The organism is Candidatus Phyllobacterium onerii (genome assembly GCF_028331445.1).
In the GTDB taxonomy this organism is placed as follows: domain Bacteria; phylum Pseudomonadota; class Alphaproteobacteria; order Rhizobiales; family Rhizobiaceae; genus Phyllobacterium; species Phyllobacterium onerii.
The window spans coordinates 488,160-507,595 of sequence record NZ_JAQMHX010000001.1; the positions used below are offsets into that span (position 1 = coordinate 488,160).

The window sequence follows — 19,436 nt, forward strand, 5'->3', positions numbered from 1 at the left end:
GCATAGCCGGTTGAAGCTGGCACCATGTCACAAACGATACGTTTTTTTCTGAATGGTAAAAAGCAGGAAGCCTCTGTTCGGCCGGATACGACGGTACTGGACTGGCTGCGCAGCGTGCCGCGGCTGACCGGCACCAAGGAGGGCTGTGCCGAGGGTGATTGCGGGGCCTGCTCGGTGCTGATCGGCGACCCTGCCGGCGATGCCGTGCACTATCAGGCCGCCAATAGCTGCATTCTCGCCATGGGCCAGATCGACGGCCGCGCTGTAGTCACGGTCGAGGGTTTGAAGACGGAACAGCTGCACCCGGTACAAGCGGCGATGGCGGAAAATGGTTCGTCCCAGTGCGGCTTTTGCACGCCGGGTATCGTGATTTCTCTGGCAGGTCTTGCAGCGCAAAGAAGCCCTGCGGGAGCCGGTCTTGCAGCGCAAGGGAACGCTGCGGCAACCGGTCTCGCTCACAAGACGGAAGTCACGGATTCTGATATCCACGATGCACTGGCTGGCAATCTGTGCCGTTGTACCGGCTACCGGCCGATCGTTGAGGCCGCGCGCAAGGTTGGCAATGTGACGATTGCGGGACCGCATGTTGCCGCCTTTGCGAAGATCGAACCACGCACGACGATTTCGGCAGCCGGTTCGACATTCCATCAGCCGCAGTCGCTGAATGATGTGCTGCAACTGCGCAAGGAGAAGCCCGACGCGATATTGCTTGGCGGTGGCACCGATCTTGGCGTTGCGCTGGCAGACTATCACACTGACTGGAACGAGGTGATTTCGCTTGCCCGTGTGCGCGAACTACGTGCCATTCGCGAGACCGAAAATCATTTGAGCTTTGGCGCGGCCGTAACCTGGGAGGAGATTCTCGCCGGTATTATCGAGTATTATCCCTCTTTCGCGACCTTGATCCGCCGTTTTGGTTCGACTCAGATACGCTCCATGGGAACCATCGGCGGTAATATCGGCACCGCGAGCCCGATCGGCGACGGCCCGCCGGCGTTGATTGCGCTCGGAGCCGAGATTGAACTTGCTTCGCTGAGCGGCCACCGTTTTCTGGCGCTCGAAGACTTCTTCCTCGACTATCGCAAGACCGAACTGCGCGCGGACGAGGTGATTGCTTCGGTGTCGATCCCGAAGCCGGCGGAGGACCAGGAGTTTCGCGTCTACAAGATTTCCAAGCGCTACGACCAGGATATTTCTACTGTCTGTGCGGCGTTTTCGGTTGTCCGCGAAGAGGGTCAGGTTCGCAGCGCTCGCATCGCATTCGGCGGCATGGCGGCAACGCCGCAGCGTGCGCCCAAGGCTGAACAGGCGCTGGTCGGCAGTACCTTTGACCATAGAGCCGTCGAAGCATGTGCACGTGCGATCACCGCGCAGTTTAAACCGCTGAGCGATTGGCGCGGCAGTGCCGAATATCGTTTGCAGGTTGCCGCGAACCTCGCCGAACGATTCTGGCGCGATGTTGCGGGCGAGACAGTGGAGGTCATGGCCCTATGAATGTCGATGACATCGCATCAGGAGGCAACCCGCTTGAGATGATAGTGCGATGTGCCGCGTCTTTCCCTCCCCCTTGTGGGGAGGGACGGAGCGAAGCGACGGGGAGGGGCTTTTCTTTCTCTGTCACAGTGCAAAATTCTATGCCTCAAAAGACCCCTCCCTGCTGCTGCGCAGCCTCCCCTCCCCACAAGGGGGAGGGTAAGACGGCAACGTCGGAGTCCTTCGATCAACGCGGGAGGGCCCTATGAACATTGACGCCAAGATCGTCCAGCGCAGCATTGTCGGCAAAGGCATTGCGCATGATTCCGCCGCGCGCCATGTGGCGGGCGAGGCGAACTACATCGACGATATGCCGGAGCTAACCGGTACATTGCATGCGGCATTCGTCCTTTCGCCGGTGGCGCACGGCAGGCTGAACGGCTTCGACGCCTCCGAAGCGCTGGCGATAGATGGTGTTGCCGGTATCTGGGCAGCGAAGGATGTACCCGGCCACAATGAAGTCGGGCCAATCCTCCACGGCGAGACGCTTTTCGCCGAAGATATTGTCGATCACGAAGGACGGGTGATAGCGGTCGTTGCAGCCAAGGATTTCGAAACGGCGTATCGCGCTGCCAAAAAGGTAAAGCTCGATATCGAGACGCTCGAGCCTGTGCTGGATATCGAAGAGGCGCACCGGCGGAAAAGCTATGTGCTGCCGCCGCAGGAAGTCATCGAGGGCGATGTCGAAGCTGCACTTGCGGGCGCGCCGCATGTCATTTCCGGCAAGCTGCACATCGGCGGGCAGGACCATTTCTACCTCGAAACCCATATCGCCTATGCCATTCCCGGCGAGAACGGTGAAATGCTGGTGCATTCCTCGACCCAGCACCCGACCGAGGTACAGCACCATGTTGCCGGTATTCTCGGCATACACGCCAACGCTGTGGAATGTCAGGTGCGGCGCATGGGCGGCGGATTTGGCGGCAAGGAAAGTCAGCCGACGATCATTGCTGGCGCCGCGGCACTGGTTGCAGCCAAGACCGGCAAACCTTGCAAGATGCGGCTAAAACGCCGCGACGACATGGTAGCGACCGGCAAGCGCCACGATTATATCGCCAACTGGAAGGCCGGTGTCGATAATAGGGGCCGCATTCTCGGTCTCGATGTCGAATATCTGGCGCGGGCGGGCAATCTGCCAGATTTGACGGGACCGGTTATCACGCGCACGCTGACTCACACGGACAATTCCTATTTTATCCCGAACGCGCGCTTCATCGGCCATGCCTGCAAGACCAACACCGTGTCAAACACGGCGTTTCGCGGCTTTGGCGGTCCACAGGGAATTATCACCATCGAGGCCGTTATCGATACGGTCGCCCGCGAATTGAAGCTTGATCCCAATGCGGTCCGGGCGGTCAATTATTATGGCGACGAGACCGGCGACATGACGCCCTATGGCCAGCAGGTCGAGGATAATCGTCTGGTCGAGGTGACGGATGCGGTGCTCGGGTCCGCCGAGTGGGACTATCGCCGCGCTGAGATCGACGCGCACAATGCTGCCAATCCTGTTATCCGGCGCGGGCTGGCGATGATGCCTATCAAATTTGGCATCTCGTTCAATCTGACCTCGCTCAATCAGGCGGGCGCGCTGGTCCATGTTTACCTGGACGGGTCGATCTTCCTCAATCATGGCGGCACCGAAATGGGGCAGGGCCTGTTTGTGAAGGTCGCGCAGGTGGTGGCCGAGGTGTTTCAGGTCGAGCTCGACATGGTCCGCATTTCGTCCACCGCGACGGGCAAGGTGCCGAACACCAGTGCCACTGCGGCGTCTACCGGCTCCGACCTCAACGGCATGGCTGCGTTCAAGGCCGCGACCGCAATCAAGGCGCGCATGACACGGGTGGCAGCCGAGCATTTCGATGTCGAAGAAGACGTGATCATCTATCGCGAAGGCCGTGTCCACGCTGACAATCGCTCGGTATCCTTCGGTGAACTGGCGAAAATGGCCTGGGCCAAGCGCATCCAGCTCTCGGAAGCCGGACACTATGCAACGCCGAAGATTCATTGGGACGGCAAGACGATGAAGGGCCGGCCTTTCTTCTATTTCAGCTATGGCGCAGCGGTGGCGGAAATTGCCGTCGACACGCTCACGGGCGAGATGCGTTGCCTGCGCGCCGATATCTTGCAGGACGTCGGCTCACCGCTCAATCCTGCCATTGACCTTGGCCAGATCGAGGGTGCCTTCGTGCAGGGCATGGGCTGGGTGACATGCGAGGAGCTTTGGTGGGACAAAGCGGGCAAGCTGCGGACTGTCGGGCCATCGACCTACAAGATACCCGGATCGCGCGACGTACCGCCTGAGTTCAATGTGCGCATTCTCGACAATATGCCCAACAGGGAAGAAACGGTGTTTCGCTCCAAGGCCATCGGTGAGCCCCCGTTGATGCTTGGTATATCGGTGTGGCTGGCCATTCGCGACGCAATCGCTTCGATCCGTGGCGGGGTGCCGCAGCTGGATTCCCCGGCGACACCCGAGGCGGTGTTGCGTGCTGTGCAGGCCGTACGAGGGGGAATGAATGACACTTGATGAGTTGAACAAGGCAAGCACCACGGATTTCGTTGCAGCGCTGGGCGGCATATTCGAACACTCGCCTTGGGTTCCGGAGGCTGTCGCGAAGTTACGGCCTTTTGCCAACACCGAGGACCTGCACGCAGCGATGGTCAATGCCGTGAACGCGTCAGGGCAGGTGGCGCAACTCGGGTTGATACGGGCACATCCCAATCTCGGGGGTAAGGCGGCGCGGCAGGGCAATCTGACAGCGGAATCGACGAGCGAGCAGAAGGGCGCGGGTCTCGACAGGTTGACGAATGCCGAGTTCGAAGAGTTTCATCGGTTGAACAACGCATATCAGAGCCGTTTCGGTTTCCCGTTTATTCTTGCGGTCCGGGGGCATGACAAGCATTCGATCATGGCGGCGTTTCGCCAACGCCTGAACCACAATTCGGGCGAAGAGGTGATCGAAGCGCTGCGGCAGATCGCATTGATCGCACGCTTTCGTCTCGACGATTTATTTGCATGAGGAGCTTTTGATGGGAAAGTTATCCACACATGTGCTCGATACGGCGGCGGGAAAGCCGGCCGCCGGCATGGCGTTGACGCTGCACCGGATCGATGAAACCGGCCGTCATTTGCTCAAGACCGCCGTTACCAATGCCGATGGCAGGACAGATGCGCTGCTGCTATCCCCGGATGAGATGACGGCGGGTCAATACGAGCTGACGTTCTTCATCGAGGATTATTTCAAGGCATCGCAAATTGCGCGTGACGAACCTCCGTTCCTCGACGATATTCCTCTCCGGTTTTCAATAGCGAATGCCGATGGCAATTATCATGTAGCTCTGTTGGTAACGCCGTGGGGGTATTCGACTTACAGAGGCAGTTGAGAGAGCCTTGATAGCTTCACCCTGATGGACATCTGATGCGATTTTCTGTGCTTCCGGTGCTCATGGACCCAAAAGGCCACTGCGCTCCGGTTCTCGAAAACCACACCAGCTGCCTCATCAGGCTGAATTCTCAAGGCTCTCTCTCACCCGTAAATCCCGATCACGCTGAAACTACGAGCTTCATCGCTCTTGAAATAGACGAGGTTGGATGTGGATGCAGGAGACTGATTCCTGCAGGCAACGGTGATATTGGTGTTCCCCGCATCGAGAAGAAGGCCGTCTTGCCGGAATACGCTACCCAGAATTTTCTGCATCAGCGGCGAGACATCAATGGCAATGAGATTGGCAACCTGATCGCCAAGCTGGATCGTATCGCCCGCAGACCATAGCTTGACGTCGTCGGCGTTGCTCACTTGCAGCTGGTTGGCTGCAGTATCCCATTTGGCGAAGGCCGGTTGCGCCGGTATTTTGGTTACATTCCAGATGCGAGCCATCGACAGGCCGCGCATGGCGGCGCCGAAGAATTCGCCGGCGGTATTGCTGGTGAAGGTCACGATATCAGCGCTGATCGAAGCCAGTTTGGCGGTCTTCAGGGCTTGGGCGCGAACCCCCAGCGGCTGGAAAATCGCCGTGCCGGTGTCGCTTGGCGGGAGGAAAATCAGACCGGACTGCTTCTTGGCGGTGGCTGAATGAGCGATGCCTGAGGGAAAACGGGCCATCCCTGTGGCGCCATCGACGACCATGGCGTCTTGCCATTGATTGCCGTCGGAGCTGGTCTTGATATGAAAATCACGATCCCACATTGTGCCCATCTCGGCCCGGCCCCGATAATTGGACTGGAAAAGCACCGAGGCGGTCTGGCTGTCATCCACCTTGTTTACTTTCAGCTGATGGCCGCCGCCAACATGATCGAACAACGACGCAGGGCTTTTTAACGCCAGCCGATTGTTCTCGTCAGCGACCGTATTGATACCGACAGAATCTACCGGGTTGGTTCCGCTCGTTACCCTGCTCCAGGAATTGTGATCGAAAACGACAAAGGTTTGTTCCTCTGCCACCCAGGCGTGCCAGCCCTCCTGCGGCTGGAAGAACGCCCAGGCGTCATCCTGCCACGCGGCGATCTGGTCCGTCTTCCCCGCCCATGGCACGACGGCCTCGGCCGCGACGATGTAACGGTCTCCTTCCGAGGGCTCCGGCGGGGCATTCTTCAGTTTGCGGCTCACCACAGAGAGCTGCACCAGCGCATCGAGCGCTCGGATAGCCTCGTTGTGGGTGACATGCTTTTGCGCCTGCGATGGCGCTATGTAGGGCAATTTGAGGTTCGTCGTCGTCTGGTCCATCTGGCTGTCCTTCAGCAATCGATCAAGACCAGGACTCTAAAGCCGCCTGACAGGTGGTGGATAAACAGCCCGTGGGAAGTGGCCGCTGCAACAACCTTGCAACGTGTTTTTTGAAGATCGGTGCAACCCTGCATTCGTTGCCTTCAACCGACAACCAAGCGATCCTCAACAGGTTTTCAGGCGAAAGCAGCAGCATCGAGCCAGCCGGTGCATTCGAAGAGGATAGGCCGCTTCGGCCGAGGCGAGGGCCTCGCCAGGAAACCGGAGGTGAACTATGTGGTACTTGCCATTTAGCATCACCCTTACAATGAAAAGGACCCGAAGCAGCTGGTCACTGTCTCTTCGGGTCCATTTCATACGGTAAGGAAAGGAGGGCGGGTGAAAGCCTGCCCTCTCTCCGACACCCATTATATCGAGTTTTCTGTTGATTTCCAAGCACGTCCCGGTTGATCGATAGACGAGCATTGCATTTATGATGCCCTATGCTACTGGTCTTGCGTTTTTTGCCTTGAACCTTGAGGATTAATGAAATTGGAAATCTTTCGGCAAAGCGTCTCGATGATGCCGCGTCGTTACAAGCAGATACTCCTTGTCATTTTTGACATGGTTACGCTGACTTTCGCTATTTGGCTCAGCTATTTGCTGAGATTCGGTGAATTTTTTATCCCGAACAGCGAGCAAGCTTTGTTGATGGTCGCTGCGCCTCTTATCGGTCTGCCGGTGTTCGTGCGTTTCGGGCTGTATCGGTCTGTCATACGCTACCTTCCTGACAAGGCAATCTGGACGATGATCCAGGCCGTGACGATCTCCGTCATTCTCTGGGTCTGCCTCGCCTTCCTGACGCTGATGACCGGTGCCGAAGGTGTGCCGCGCGCCATACCATTTCTTTATTGGGTGCTGAGCATCGGTCTCATCTGCGGCAGCCGTTTTGCCGCAAAATGGCTTCTGTGGAGCCCCTTGCGTGAAAAGCTGCTGGCGCGGCAGTGTCTTATATTCGGGGCGGGCGATGCCGGCCGCCAATTGGCCAACGCTTTGAGGTCGCAGAACGAAGTCTTCGTCGCGGGTTTTGTCGATGACGACAAGAGCCTGCATGGCATGGATATTCTTGGCATCCGTGTTTACCCGACATCGCAGCTCGAGACTCTCATCGACAATTTCGGCATCAACGAGATGATCGTGACGACCTCGTCGTTGAGCGGCATTCAGCGCCGCCGCCTGATCGGCAGGTTGAAGTCTCTCGATGTCAAGGTTCGTATCCTCCCAGCGATTTCAGATCTGACCGCAGGAAAATACCTGATCAGCCATCTGCGCGACATCGATATCGATGACCTGCTAGGCCGCTCGCCAGTGCCGGCCGATCCTATCCTGCTCGACAAGACCGTGGAAGATCGCGCCATTCTCGTGACTGGCGCTGGCGGATCGATCGGGTCGGAGCTTTGCCGCACCATCGTCAAGCTGGCACCGGCGAAGCTGGTCATTTTCGATGTCAATGAGCACAGCATCTATCAGCTCCATCGCGAGCTCGCCGCGGTCAGCGATTGTCTGATCGTACCTGTGCTCGGTTCCATCGCCGATGCGCCGTTGATCAGAACCGTGCTTGCGGCGCATAAGATCGAGAATGTCTATCATTGTGCCGCCTATAAGCACGTGCCGCTGGTGGAGGAAAATGTTGTCGAGGGCGCACGAAACAATGTGATCGGTACGGAGGTGCTGGCCGCGTTGTCGCGCGAGGCAGGGGTCAGAAATTTCGTCCTCATTTCGTCCGACAAAGCCGTGCGGCCATCGAATGTCATGGGCGCGACCAAACGATGGGCCGAGCTCATCGTACGCTATCATGGCGATGAGGCGAGCAGGCAGGGCAGCGGGCAGATATTCGCGTCGGTTCGCTTCGGCAATGTGATCGGTTCCAGCGGTTCGGTCGTGCCGCTGTTTCGCGAGCAAATCGCCCATGGCGGTCCGTTGACGGTCACCCATGACGACATGACCCGCTATTTCATGTCGGTGCGCGAAGCTGCGGAACTGATCATTCAGGCGGGAGCGCTTTCCGGGGGCGGGGATATTCTGCTGCTCGAAATGGGCGAAGCCGTGCGTATCCGCGATCTTGCGGAAAACATGATTCTTCTTGCCGGCCTATCGATCAAAGACAGCCTCCATCCCGAGGGCGATATCGAAATCGTCACCGTTGGCATACGCGATGGCGAGAAGCTGCATGAAGAGTTGTTCTACGATCCGACTGGCGTGTCACCGACAAACCATTCTAAAATCCTGCGCGCCAAGCGCGGCGCCAATTCTGTGAACCATTTGCCTGAAGCTATCACAGAGTTGCGGCAGCTGATCGAAAAGCAGGACGCGGATACTGTGCGCAAGCTTCTGTTCGAGTACGCAACCTCCTAGAGCCTAGCGCAACTTGGCTCGAAACCGGAGCAGAACGAACCCGACGCCAATCAGCGCCACGAGAATACCTGCGGCACGAAACAGACCGTGTTGTGCCGCTGCGACGGCACAGGCTCCAAGTATGACATTGAGCACGCCAACGCTAATGACGATCCCCCAGACCGACCAGCCGGAGCGCTTCGCTACCTGATAGGCATGCTTCGAGTGCGCGGCGAAAATGTTGTCGCCTGCTGCCAGACGCATGAACAGCGTCGATGTTGCATCGGCCATGAAAAACAGCGGCAGGATCAGCCCGGCCCAGATCGACAGATCATGGCCAAGCCGAAAGAAGGCAAGCCCGCTGAGCAAGCCGATGGGCAAGCTGCCGGAATCGCCGAGAAACACGCTCGCTTTCGGCCGGTTGAAGACGGCAAAGCCTAATAGCCCTCCTGCAATCGATGCGGCGAGGCTACCGGTCCCGAGCACAACAAGTCCGAAGACCGCAAACCCGGCAAGCAAGGCGAGGGGAATGCCAAGGCCCGATACGACCATCAGGTCAAGCCCGTCCATGAAATTGGTCAGGTTGATGAAATAGACGAGAGCGAGAACGAGAAGACCACGCTCCACAAGGAAAGGCAGGAGTTCCGGTAGAAGGCGAAAGTCGGCCCCAAGCCCATAGACTGCAACCGCCGAGGCTGCGACTTGCGATGCCAGCCGGATTGTTTCGGGCAGATGATGGCGGTCATCGAGGAAACCGACAACCCATAGCAGGGCAGCGGCAATGGTTGTTGCGCTGAGAAACTGCCGGTCAAGGCCGGCTGCAGGGCCGAATATCCACAGTGAAACAATGATGACCGGTACAATGGCGAGGCCGCCCAATTGCTGCGCCGCCTGCGTGTGATTGGAGCGATCGGTCACCGCCGCGCCGAGGAAATCTGCGGGAAGCGCCCGCATGATGATCGTCAGCAAGACGGCACTTGCAACGGCAGCGGCAAGAAAAGGAGCTATGATGGCGGCCAATGCTGATTCCCGTAATTATACGACCTCGTAGTGGTCACTTAGCACTCTTGGAAATTCCTTGAGAAGTGCTATATTCCCGCTTGGATAGGAGGCAGGCCGAAGCCCACCCCCCATTCCTAGGTTAGTGAAAATGAGAATCGGATTGTCAGTGACCAGCTGATCCGATTCTTTTTCACTTCCAGGGTGATGCGCAGCGGTAGAAACCACATTCGCTTCACTCCAAGTTTTGACAGCATATTGGCCGTATGCCTCAGCCAGGGAGGCCCATCCCCCTGATTGCACCGGCTGGCACGGTGCTGCTGCTTCGCCGTCAAAACGCAATATTCCTCCAGCTTACGGCATACATTTCTGAACAGAACCCTGACTTAAGTCCAAGTCCCGTTCCGGCGTGGGTCACGAAAATATTGCGGAAACAATTGCGAAGAACGTACAAACTCTCCAATCATTCACATTGCACAAGCTGGAACCAGAGGTTATAAGGCCGCGCTGTCACGCGGATTATTCAAACCGGCGCTGACATTTTGGGGCGTAGCCAAGTGGTAAGGCAGCGGTTTTTGGTACCGCCATTCGGAGGTTCGAACCCTCCCGCCCCAGCCAGTCATTTCATGACAAGACCTGTTTCTTTCCGGCTAATCATTGCTATAGATCATTGGCAAAAGACTATTGACCAAAGAGGAAACAGATATGGCACGTCGCATCGCGGTCGTTGGTAGCAACATGACCGATCTCGTCACATCGATCATTCGCATGCCTGCGCCGGGAGAAACTTTGGAAGCACCGGCATTTTCGATGGGATTTGGCGGCAAGGGCGCTAATCAGGCGGTCGCTGCTGCAAGGCTTGGCGCCGATGTGATGATGGTCACCAAGGTTGGCGACGACGTTTTCGGTCAAAGCACCATCGACAACCTGAAGAGCAACGGCATCGACGTCTCGCATGTCGGAACCGTTACGGGTAAATCGAGCGGCGTTGCGCCAATCTTTGTCGATGAAAGCGGTGAGAACTCGATCTTTATCATCAAGGGCGCGAACAATGATCTGAAGCCCGCCGATATCGATGCTGCCGCAGAAGACTTGAAACGCTGCGACCTCATCCTGATGCAATTGGAAGTGCCGCTTGAGACCGTCTATTACACGATTGCCTTCGCTGATCGGCATGGCATCGAAACCATCCTCAATCCCGCACCTGCTGCGCCTGATCTCGATCCGAAACAGGTCACCAGGGCAACCTTCGTTGTTCCCAACGAAACCGAACTGGCGCTGCTGACCGGCATGCCTACCGGGACAGACCCCGAGATTGAAACGGCAGCGCGCTCCTTGATCGACAAGGGCATCCGCACGGTCATCGTCACCCTCGGCTCCCGCGGTGCCCGCCTGATCACGGCAAGTTCCTCGACATTGATCGAGCCTCTCAAAGTCCAGCCGAAAGACACGACAGGCGCCGGCGATGCATTCATCGGCAGCTTCGCTCGCTACTACGTAGAGGGCCGGGAACTCGAAGCCTCGCTCAGGAAAGCGGCGCTCTATGCCGCTGACTCAATTACCCGCGAAGGCACACAGAAGTCCTATGCGACGGCCGAAGAATTCGATCAATTTCTGCAAAATCGCGCGAAATAATCAGACATATCGGGAGGAAACATGCTCAAGAATCTGGATCCATTGCTGAATGCGGATGTCCTCTACGCTCTGAGAGCTATGGGCCATGGCGACCGGCTGGTCATTTGCGATACGAATTTTCCGGGGGATTCGATTGCGCGCCAGACACGGCTCGGCCGGCTGTTGCGCATTGACGCTGTGACTGCGCCGAGAGCCGCGCGTGCCATTCTCTCGGTCATGCCGCTCGACACATTCATCGATGACGCCGCCGCGCGCATGGAAATCGTCGGCAGTCCCGACGAAATTCCTGATGTGCAGGTAGAAATGCAGGCGGAGATCGACGCCGCAGAAGGCAAGCATTGGCCGATGGTCTCTATCGACCGGATGGATTTCTATGAACACGCCAAGAATGCCTATTGCGTCATCGCCACCGGAGAGCGGCGGTTTTATGGGTGTTTTATCCTGACGAAGGGCGTGATCCCGCCGGAAGACCTTCGATAATCCACCCTGACGGCCGTCAAATCGAATTGTCGAAAAGTCTTCGCCGAGCTAGAACTTGGTCCGGGATCAATTTTCCACGGACTGCGCGTTTTAAAAAAGCTGGACTCCGGCGTTGCCCAGCTATGGAATCGCATTCTGATAAAATGTCGTTCACGGCAATAAATTGGCGCGGATTTCGTATCCCTTGTGAAACCATCCTTTCCTTAAATTCCGCCGTTCCACTATGTTGCCGCGAGCAATGGCGATATTGATACGCCGCGTGATTCAGTTGATATTCGTTACGCCTGATGCTGGCAGCGAGAGTGGATAGTAATTTTCATGACCAAGAACCTGACGCATCTCCAGCGTCTTGAAGCCGAAGCAATCCATATTTTTCGTGAGGTCGCGGCGACGTTCTCCAATCCCGTGATGCTTTATTCGATCGGCAAGGACTCGTCCGTCATGCTGCATCTGGCGATGAAGGCCTTCTATCCGGCCAAGCCGCCATTTCCATTCCTCCACGTCGATAGCACGTGGAAATTCAAGGAGATGATCGCATTTCGTGATTCAGAAGCTCAGCGACTGGGCTTCGATCTTCTCGTGCACAGCAATCAGGAAGGCATCGAGCAGGGCATTGGTCCCTTCACGCATGGCTCCAACACGCATACGCACATCATGAAAACCGTGGCACTGCGGCAGGCGCTCGACAAATACGGGTTCGACGCCGCCTTTGGTGGTGCGCGCCGTGACGAGGAAAAGTCTCGGGCAAAGGAGCGGATTTTCTCGTTCCGCAATGCGCAGCATTCCTGGGACCCGAAGAACCAGCGGCCGGAAATGTGGAAGATCTACAATACCCGCGTCGCCAAGGGTGAATCCATTCGCGTGTTTCCGATCTCCAACTGGACCGAACTCGATATCTGGCAATATATCATGCAGGAGGAAATTCCGATCGTTCCATTGTACTTTGCCGCGAGGCGTCCGGTTGTCGAGCGTGACGGCATGTTGATCATGCGCGACGATGAACGGATGCAACTGCTTCCCGGCGAAGTGCTGCAGCAGAAAATGGTGCGGTTCCGCACGCTTGGCTGCTATCCTCTGACGGGAGCTGTTGAGTCCGGCGCGGCAACGCTGCCGGAAATCGTCAGCGAAATGCTGGTCTCGCGCACCTCCGAGCGGCAGGGACGCATGATTGACAAGGACGAGGCGGGCTCCATGGAGAAGAAGAAGCGTGAGGGCTATTTCTGATGTCTAAGCTCGGACAGATCGAGATTTCGCCTGCAGCTTCAGCCGCCGAAGAAATCAACGCCTATATGGCCGAACAAGAGAAGAAATCGCTGCTGCGGTTTCTCACTTGCGGCTCCGTCGATGACGGCAAATCCACGCTCATTGGACGTCTGCTTTACGATACCAAGCTGATCTTCGAGGACCAGCTGGCAGCGCTGACCAAGGATAGCCGCAAGCACGGCACCAACGGCGAAGATATCGATTTCGCTCTCTTGGTCGACGGGCTGGAAGCTGAACGCGAGCAGGGCATCACCATCGACGTCGCCTATCGTTTCTTCTCGACGCCGAAGCGCAAGTTCATCGTCGCCGACACGCCTGGCCATGAACAATACACGCGCAACATGGCGACGGGGGCTTCGACTGCGGACCTTGCAATCGTGCTGGTCGATGCGCGGCAGGGCATCCTGCGCCAGACACGGCGTCACAGTTTCATCGCGTCTCTGCTTGGCATTCGCAACATCATTCTTGCCGTCAACAAGATCGATCTCGTGGACTATTCGCAGGATGTTTTTGACAAGATTGTTGCGGATTATCAGGAGTTTGCGAGCAAACTCGGATTCAAGACAATACAGGCCATCCCTCTTTCGGCGCGCTTTGGCGACAATGTCATCGGGCCATCGGCCAACCTGCCCTGGTACACGGGACCGGCGCTGTTGCAGCATCTGGAGAACGTGCCGTTGGAAATCGCGGATGAGGCACGTCCGTTCCGCTTTCCGGTTCAGTTCGTCAACCGGCCCAACCTCGACTTCCGCGGTTTTTCCGGCACCATTGCCTCAGGCAGCGTTGCGCCGGGCGACGAAGTCGTCGTTGCCAAATCCGGCAAGTCTTCGCGGGTCAAGCGTATCGTCACGTGGGACGGCGACCTCAAGTCTGCCGGCGAGGGCGAAGCAGTCACGATCGTTCTCGATGACGAGATCGAGGTTTCGCGCGGCAATATGCTGGTCGCACCCGACGCACGGCCTGACGTCGCGGACCAGTTCGCCGCCAACGTCGTGTGGTTCGCCGAGCATGCGCTGATCCCGGGGCGATCCTATATCCTGCGGACGGAAACCGATCAGGTCACTGCGACGATTACAGATCTCAAATATCGAATCGATATCAATAGTTTCGCGCAGGAAGCCGCCAAGTCGCTTGACCTGAATGAAGTTGGCGTCGTCAATATCTCGACGCAGGTGCCAATCGCCTTCGATGCCTACAAGTCGAACCGCTCGACAGGGTCGTTCATCCTGATCGACCGCCTGACCAATGCGACGGTCGGCGCCGGCATGATCGACTTCGCGCTACGCCGTGCTTCCAATGTGCATTGGCAGGCGCTCGATGTCGACAAGGCATCGCGCGCTGCGCAAAAAGACCAGAAACCCGCGGTCGTGTGGTTCACCGGCCTATCGGGTTCCGGCAAATCGACGATTGCCAATCTCGTCGAGAAGCGCCTGTCGTCACTCGGCAAGCACACATATATTCTCGACGGCGACAACGTCCGTCATGGTCTCAATCGCGATCTTGGCTTTACCGAAGAAGACCGCGTCGAGAACATCCGCCGTGTCGGCGAGGTGGCCAAGCTGATGGCTGATGCCGGATTGATCGTGCTCGTATCGTTCATTTCGCCGTTTGCTTCCGAGCGCCGTATGGTCCGCGAGCTGCTGGCTGAAGGTGAATTTCTCGAGATCTTTGTCGATACGCCGTTCGAGGAGTGCGCGAAGCGCGATCCCAAGGGATTGTATGCCAAGGCACTGCGCGGCGAGATCAAGAATTTCACTGGCGTGGACTCGCCCTATGAAGCGCCTGACAACCCGGAACTGCATTTGAAGACAGTTGGCCGGACGACGGAAGAGCTGGCGTCAGAGGTTGAAAAGCTGCTTGTAGAGCACGGTATCATATTCAACTACGATCAGAGTTCGTGGTCGATTTAAGCTCTGCTCTTTACCTCCCACTTGTGGGGAGGGACGGACCGCAGGTCCGGGGAGGGGGCTTTCTTGAAAACTAGAGGCGGATGCACTGCCAGGTTGACTGCCGCAAAGAACCCCTCCCTGCTGCTTCGCAGCCTCCCTCCCCACAAGGGGGAGGGTCAGGCGGCAATTCTCGCAGCATAATCTGGACCCGTTTATGAAATCTGCTCAACTTCTCGACCACTCCAATCTCCTCGCGACCTTCGAATCCACGGCGATTGCTGCCGGACGCGAAATTCTGCGCATTTACATAGAAGGCTGCGATGTCGCGTTGAAAGACGACAATTCACCGGTCACGGCGGCAGACCGTGCGGCGGAAGCGATCATCCTCGAAGCGCTGCGCCAGGCAACGCCCGATATTCCGATCGTGGCGGAGGAAGAGATTTCCGGCGGGCATGTGCCCGGTGATCTCGGCAACCGTTTTTATCTGGTTGATCCGCTCGATGGCACGCGCGAGTTCGTCAATCGCAATGGTGATTTCACTGTAAACATCGCCCTGATCGAAGACGGCGCTCCGGTGCTGGGCATCGTCTATGCTCCGGTACGCGGGTGGCTGTTCACCGGCGGCCCGAACGGTGCGCAGGAAGTGACCGTCGATTCCACGGGAAGCGTGACCACGCGCAACAGCATTTCGTGCCGGACTGCGCCGAAGGAAATGATCGCCGTCGCCAGCCGCTCACACCGTACGCCGGAAACTGATGAGTATCTGAAGGATTTCGCCATCGCCGATTGCGTCTCGGTCGGCTCATCAATCAAGTTCGGGCTGTTGGCGCGGGGCGAAGCGGACATCTATCCGCGGCTCAGCCGTACAATGGAATGGGACACGGCGGCAGGTGATGCGGTTCTACGCGCCGCGGGAGGTGTCACGCTGACACTTGACGGCAAGCCGCTGACCTATGGCCGCCGCAACCAGGCCAATGATGCGGACTTCGCCAATCCGAGCTTCGTGGCCCGCGGAAGGCTCTAGCCCGACCGCTTGCGTAACAGCAGCGTCACCACGAAAAACGCACCGACGGAGCTCGTAACGATGCCGATCGGTAGTTCCTGCGGCGCGAGCAGGATCCGTGCGGCAAGGTCGCTCAGGAGGATCAACATTGCGCCGAGCAGTGCGCAGGTGAGGATCAGGCCCGCATGAAGCTGACCGGCAAAACGCCTGGCGATATGCGGAATCATCAGACCGACAAAACCGATGACGCCTGCGACCGAAACGAAGATCGCCGTTGAGAATGCGCAGACGATGAAGACCGTATTGCGCGTGCGGTTGACGCGGACGCCCAGGCTTTCCGCAGTATTTTCGCCGGCGAGAAACGCATCGAGGTTGCGGTGATTATAGAGCGCGTGGATGAGGATTGCGGCGAGGCCAAGCAAGGCCAGCGGCAGGTTTTCCCAGCGTGCGAGGCCGAGCCCTCCAAGCGTCCAGAACAGGACGGAATGGGCGGCGCGCTGATCGCCGGAGAACACCATATAGTTGGTGAGCGCGGCAAACAGGAACGAGACGGCAAGGCCCGCAAGGATCATGCGTTCCGGCCCCTGACCCTGGACGCGGCGCGCCAGCAATAGCACGATGACCGCCGCAAGCATGCCGCCGATGAAGGCAGCGATCGGTAGCGTCCAGATGCCGAAGCGGTCGCCGAAAATGCTGATCACCGAAACCGCACCGGCTGCGGCACCCGAGGATAGCCCGAACAGGAATGGGTCGGCGAGATCGTTGCGCGTTACCGTCTGCAACATCGCGCCGACAATGCCGAGCCCGGCGCCAACGCAGATGGCAAGTATGACGCGCGGCAGGCGCAGATCAACGACAATGCGTTCGATTGGTATCGTGGTGTTGAGGTGGCTAAGACCGGCCGCATGGGCGAAGGCATTCAGCACATCGCTCAAGGGTATGACAGTCGAGCCATAGGCGATGGATAGCAGAGCGAGGGTGATGACCAGCATCACGCCCGCCACCAATGAAATGCGTCCTCTGGCGTGCACTCAGAAGGCTTCCGGATGCATGGCCTTGGCGATCTTGCCGATCGCTTCGATATTGGCCGGACCGGGCGTGAGCTCTGCATAGCGCAGGGCCACGAACCGCTCGTTCTTCACCGCATCGGTTTCCTTCATCGCTGGATGCGCTTTGAGAAAGTCGAGCAGCTTCTGATAGCCTGCACCATCCTGATAGTCGAGCAGGATGAGGAATTGCGGGTTGCGTGCCGCGACAGTTTCCCATGATGTCGTGCTCCAACTCGTCTCCATGTCGGACATGATGTTGGTACCGCCGGCCTCGCTGATTAGCGCCGTCGGCATTGCGAACCTGCCCGCGGTGAATGGCTTGTCCTCACCGGAATCATAAAGGAAAACACGGGTTTCGCCGCTGCTGTTGATTCTCTTTTTGATCTCCGCGAGCTGTGTCTTCCAGCCGGAAACCAGTGCCTCGGCCTGCTGGTCCTTGCCAAAAATCTTGCCGAGTTTGGCTATGTCGCCATAGAGCAGATCCATCGAAGCGGCGGGGCGATTCTTGTCGAGGTGGACGCAGCTCTCGGTCAGGACGAGAGTCTTGATGCCGTAGGGCGCAAGCGTATCCGGGGTCACGTCACCGCCGGGCTTCATCCCATAGTACCAGCCGGCAAAGAAGAAATCCGGGTTGGCGGCAACTAGGTTTTCCAGTGTCGGTTCCTTGGAAGCGAGTTCCGGGATTTGACCAAGCTGCTTCTTGAAGGCGTCATCCACCTTGTACCAACCAGTGATGCCGGTCACACCGACCATCGACGGTTGCAGATTGAGCGTGAAGGCCATCTCGCTCATGTTGAGATCCTGGATCACGGCTCGTTTTGGCGCGGCATCGAAAGTCAGCGGCTTGCCGCAACTGTCGACAGTAACGGGGAATGCGAAAGCGGGCGTCGACAATACGGTCAGTGCGAGGGCAAGAATTGTCTTTTTCATCAAATGCTCCGTGCGTGGGGATGGACTGAAGGCGATGGTTCTGGCGTCTCGAACACCATGAGGTCGCGGTTCTGCGATGGATGGCGCAAGCGCAAAACGTCTAAATTGAACACGTCGCCGACAACCCGAGGCGTCAGCGTTTCATCGGGGGTGCCGGTGGCCACTACCCGGGCGTTGTGCATGACTGCGACATGCGTGGCAAAGGGCGCGACCAACGGCAGATCATGCAGGACCGCGATCGTCGTTACGTCCAGTCCGGCGACCAGTGACAGCAACTCGCTGCGCGCCCTGGGGTCGAGATGGTTGGTTGGTTCGTCAAGGAAAAGCACGGCCGGTTGTTGGGCAATGGCCCGCGCCAACTGTACGCGCTGACGCTCGCCGCCCGACAGCGATCCGATGGCACGTCGCGAAAACTGCGCGAGCTTCGCGCGGTGCAATGCTTCAGCCACAATTTCGCGTTCCCGCATCTTGGTAAAGGCGCCAATATGCGGAATACGGCCGAGCGAGACATAATCCTCGACGGAAAGTTGCAGCGCCGGCGTGTCGGTCTGGCCGACAAAGGCAAACTGCCGGGCACGCTCAAGCGGTGTCAAATGGCTGACGCTTTTGCCATGAAGCGTGATATCGCCGCTTGCGGGGTGAAGGAGACCTGCCAGCATGCGCAACAAGGTCGACTTGCCGGCACCGTTCGGTCCGATGATCGCCAGGCGTGCACCGCATTCGATCGTCAAGGACGCCTTGTCGACCAGGGTTTCGCCGGCTATGCGATAAGTCACGTCGGCGGCGTTGAGCACGATATGACTCATGAGTGAAGTCCTCCGGATGTTGAAAGGCGGCAAAAGTCGCAGCGCACAGCACCTCCATTACGTAACGTTATAACGTATGTAAAGGCCTGCGATATACTGAGCGCAAGAAATGGCCTGACGCGAGAGGGAGTCTTTGGGGTGTTCATTCCCGTCCATCTGTTAGGGGACAGGATCAGGGAACGGACAATGTAGCGCTGCCATCAGGCACGGACCCGCCGAGGGGACCGTTGCAGCGGGAAACATCGCATCGCTCCCGGCACACCCCGTCCGGTTCGAATTTCAGTATTGATGGCAGGTCTCCTGGCTCGCGGGTCTCGGTTTGGCCCGGCCTTCCCGGTTTTCACCAGTGGCGCTATTGAGCCTCACTCACCGCTTACAGTTGCGGGGGCAGCCACGGTCTCGGTCCCTTGTGGGTACGCCTCACCGTGTTCCCTTTTCATCTCCAGCGTTGTCTTGCCGGAGAAACCATCGGTGACGATCATTAGTGGAAAAAGCACCCAAAGCAATCCGTTTAATAGCCTGCACACCAATCAAGAGCGGATACCGCTTGGAAAAATGGAGAGAAATGCTATGTTTTGTCTTGGAGTGAGAGGCAAGCTTTCGCCTGCCTCTCTTTCCTGGTTTACTGAAATAAGACCCGGAGAGTCAGTGTCCAGCTGCTCCGGGTCTTTTTCAATTCCAGGGTGATACGCAGTGGTAGAAACCACATAGCGTCACCTCCTGTCTTGCGAGCAAGGCTCTTGCCCTAGTCG

15 protein-coding genes, 1 tRNA gene and 1 riboswitch are annotated in these 19,436 nt (G+C 57.8%); of the genes, 11 read left to right on the forward strand and 5 right to left on the reverse strand.

Annotation, left to right across the window (positions count from 1 at the left end; all coding sequences use genetic code 11):
- Positions 1-24: 24 nt before the first annotated feature.
- From xdhA to uraH, 4 genes are all read left to right on the forward strand, one after another.
- Entirely contained in the window at positions 25-1,494 is a 1,470-nt protein-coding gene (xdhA, locus tag PHA01_RS02360; protein WP_271893098.1) for a xanthine dehydrogenase small subunit, read from the forward strand.
- 244 nt (positions 1,495-1,738) lie between these two features.
- On the forward strand, positions 1,739-4,060 hold the full coding sequence (gene xdhB / locus PHA01_RS02365; protein ID WP_271893099.1) for a xanthine dehydrogenase molybdopterin binding subunit: 2,322 nt from the start codon (positions 1,739-1,741) through the stop codon (positions 4,058-4,060).
- On the forward strand, positions 4,050-4,553 hold the full coding sequence (gene uraD / locus PHA01_RS02370) for a 2-oxo-4-hydroxy-4-carboxy-5-ureidoimidazoline decarboxylase (RefSeq protein ID WP_271893100.1): 504 nt from the start codon (positions 4,050-4,052) through the stop codon (positions 4,551-4,553). Before xdhB ends, uraD begins: the two co-directional genes overlap by 11 nt.
- A 10-nt stretch (positions 4,554-4,563) precedes the next feature.
- Positions 4,564-4,917 carry a hydroxyisourate hydrolase gene (gene uraH, locus PHA01_RS02375; protein ID WP_271893101.1) on the forward strand — a complete coding sequence of 118 codons (354 nt, stop codon included), beginning with the start codon at positions 4,564-4,566 and terminating at the stop codon, positions 4,915-4,917.
- 143 nt (positions 4,918-5,060) lie between these two features.
- Here the strand turns inward: uraH and PHA01_RS02380 are convergent, their stop codons facing one another.
- Positions 5,061-6,257, reverse strand: coding sequence for a DUF2793 domain-containing protein (locus PHA01_RS02380; RefSeq protein WP_271893102.1), 1,197 nt, complete (start codon positions 6,255-6,257; stop codon positions 5,061-5,063).
- A 525-nt stretch (positions 6,258-6,782) separates the two neighbouring features.
- Between PHA01_RS02380 and PHA01_RS02385 the strand changes: the two genes are divergently transcribed.
- The gene (locus PHA01_RS02385) at positions 6,783-8,651 is read left to right on the forward strand and encodes a polysaccharide biosynthesis protein (RefSeq protein ID WP_271893103.1); all 1,869 of its coding nucleotides are present in this window, start codon (positions 6,783-6,785) and stop codon (positions 8,649-8,651) included.
- Positions 8,652-8,654: 3 nt separating this feature from the next.
- Here PHA01_RS02385 and PHA01_RS02390 read toward each other — a convergent pair whose 3' ends face one another.
- A complete protein-coding gene (locus tag PHA01_RS02390; RefSeq protein WP_271893104.1) occupies positions 8,655-9,650 on the reverse strand; it encodes an MraY family glycosyltransferase in 996 nt (331 codons plus the stop codon).
- A gap of 522 nt (positions 9,651-10,172) precedes the next feature.
- On the opposite strand from PHA01_RS02390, the gene PHA01_RS02395 reads away from it, so the two are divergent.
- From PHA01_RS02395 to cysQ, 6 genes are all read left to right on the forward strand, one after another.
- A tRNA-Gln gene (locus tag PHA01_RS02395) sits at positions 10,173-10,247 on the forward strand.
- A gap of 87 nt (positions 10,248-10,334) precedes the next feature.
- Positions 10,335-11,264, forward strand: coding sequence for a ribokinase (rbsK, locus tag PHA01_RS02400; protein WP_271893105.1), 930 nt, complete (start codon positions 10,335-10,337; stop codon positions 11,262-11,264).
- A 21-nt stretch (positions 11,265-11,285) separates the two neighbouring features.
- Positions 11,286-11,744, forward strand: coding sequence for an RbsD/FucU family protein (locus PHA01_RS02405; RefSeq protein ID WP_224505460.1), 459 nt, complete (start codon positions 11,286-11,288; stop codon positions 11,742-11,744).
- A gap of 318 nt (positions 11,745-12,062) precedes the next feature.
- The gene (gene cysD, locus PHA01_RS02410; protein WP_209997650.1) at positions 12,063-12,968 is read left to right on the forward strand and encodes a sulfate adenylyltransferase subunit CysD; all 906 of its coding nucleotides are present in this window, start codon (positions 12,063-12,065) and stop codon (positions 12,966-12,968) included.
- Positions 12,968-14,917: a bifunctional sulfate adenylyltransferase/adenylyl-sulfate kinase NodQ gene (nodQ, locus tag PHA01_RS02415; protein WP_271893107.1), complete on the forward strand. Its 1,950-nt coding sequence runs from the start codon at positions 12,968-12,970 to the stop codon at positions 14,915-14,917. Before cysD ends, nodQ begins: the two co-directional genes overlap by 1 nt.
- 193 nt (positions 14,918-15,110) lie before the next feature.
- Complete coding sequence (cysQ, locus tag PHA01_RS02420; RefSeq protein ID WP_271893108.1) at positions 15,111-15,920, forward strand: 3'(2'),5'-bisphosphate nucleotidase CysQ; 810 nt, start codon at positions 15,111-15,113, stop codon at positions 15,918-15,920.
- Here the strand turns inward: cysQ and PHA01_RS02425 are convergent.
- Genes PHA01_RS02425 through PHA01_RS02435 form a run of 3 tightly spaced genes read right to left on the reverse strand, consistent with a single transcriptional unit; the run spans position 15,917 to position 18,684 of the window.
- Complete coding sequence (locus PHA01_RS02425) at positions 15,917-16,891, reverse strand: FecCD family ABC transporter permease (RefSeq protein WP_271893913.1); 975 nt, start codon at positions 16,889-16,891, stop codon at positions 15,917-15,919. The two genes, cysQ and PHA01_RS02425, sit on opposite strands and share 4 nt — an antisense overlap.
- A 39-nt stretch (positions 16,892-16,930) precedes the next feature.
- Positions 16,931-17,878, reverse strand: a complete 948-nt coding sequence (locus PHA01_RS02430; RefSeq protein WP_271893110.1) for an ABC transporter substrate-binding protein — start codon at positions 17,876-17,878, stop codon at positions 16,931-16,933.
- Positions 17,878-18,684, reverse strand: a complete 807-nt coding sequence (locus PHA01_RS02435; RefSeq protein ID WP_271893112.1) for an ABC transporter ATP-binding protein — start codon at positions 18,682-18,684, stop codon at positions 17,878-17,880. The genes PHA01_RS02430 and PHA01_RS02435 overlap by 1 nt, the downstream gene beginning before the upstream one ends.
- A 273-nt stretch (positions 18,685-18,957) precedes the next feature.
- Positions 18,958-19,169, reverse strand: a riboswitch (cobalamin riboswitch).
- Between the last annotated feature and the right edge of the window lie 267 nt (positions 19,170-19,436).

Bases quoted from the DNA above. Each gene is read 5' to 3' on its own strand.
- xdhA (WP_271893098.1), top strand. From the start codon at position 25: ATGTCACAAACGATACGTTTTTTTCTGAATGGTAAAAAGCAGGAAGCC.
- xdhB (WP_271893099.1), top strand. From the start codon at position 1,739: ATGAACATTGACGCCAAGATCGTCCAGCGCAGCATTGTCGGCAAAGGC.
- uraD (WP_271893100.1), top strand. From the start codon at position 4,050: ATGACACTTGATGAGTTGAACAAGGCAAGCACCACGGATTTCGTTGCA.
- uraH (WP_271893101.1), top strand. From the start codon at position 4,564: ATGGGAAAGTTATCCACACATGTGCTCGATACGGCGGCGGGAAAGCCG.
- PHA01_RS02380 (WP_271893102.1), bottom strand. From the start codon at position 6,257: ATGGACCAGACGACGACGAACCTCAAATTGCCCTACATAGCGCCATCG.
- PHA01_RS02385 (WP_271893103.1), top strand. From the start codon at position 6,783: ATGAAATTGGAAATCTTTCGGCAAAGCGTCTCGATGATGCCGCGTCGT.
- rbsK (WP_271893105.1), top strand. From the start codon at position 10,335: ATGGCACGTCGCATCGCGGTCGTTGGTAGCAACATGACCGATCTCGTC.
- PHA01_RS02405 (WP_224505460.1), top strand. From the start codon at position 11,286: ATGCTCAAGAATCTGGATCCATTGCTGAATGCGGATGTCCTCTACGCT.
- cysD (WP_209997650.1), top strand. From the start codon at position 12,063: ATGACCAAGAACCTGACGCATCTCCAGCGTCTTGAAGCCGAAGCAATC.
- nodQ (WP_271893107.1), top strand. From the start codon at position 12,968: ATGTCTAAGCTCGGACAGATCGAGATTTCGCCTGCAGCTTCAGCCGCC.
- cysQ (WP_271893108.1), top strand. From the start codon at position 15,111: ATGAAATCTGCTCAACTTCTCGACCACTCCAATCTCCTCGCGACCTTC.
- PHA01_RS02425 (WP_271893913.1), bottom strand. From the start codon at position 16,891: ATGCTGGTCATCACCCTCGCTCTGCTATCCATCGCCTATGGCTCGACT.
- PHA01_RS02430 (WP_271893110.1), bottom strand. From the start codon at position 17,878: ATGAAAAAGACAATTCTTGCCCTCGCACTGACCGTATTGTCGACGCCC.
- PHA01_RS02435 (WP_271893112.1), bottom strand. From the start codon at position 18,684: ATGAGTCATATCGTGCTCAACGCCGCCGACGTGACTTATCGCATAGCC.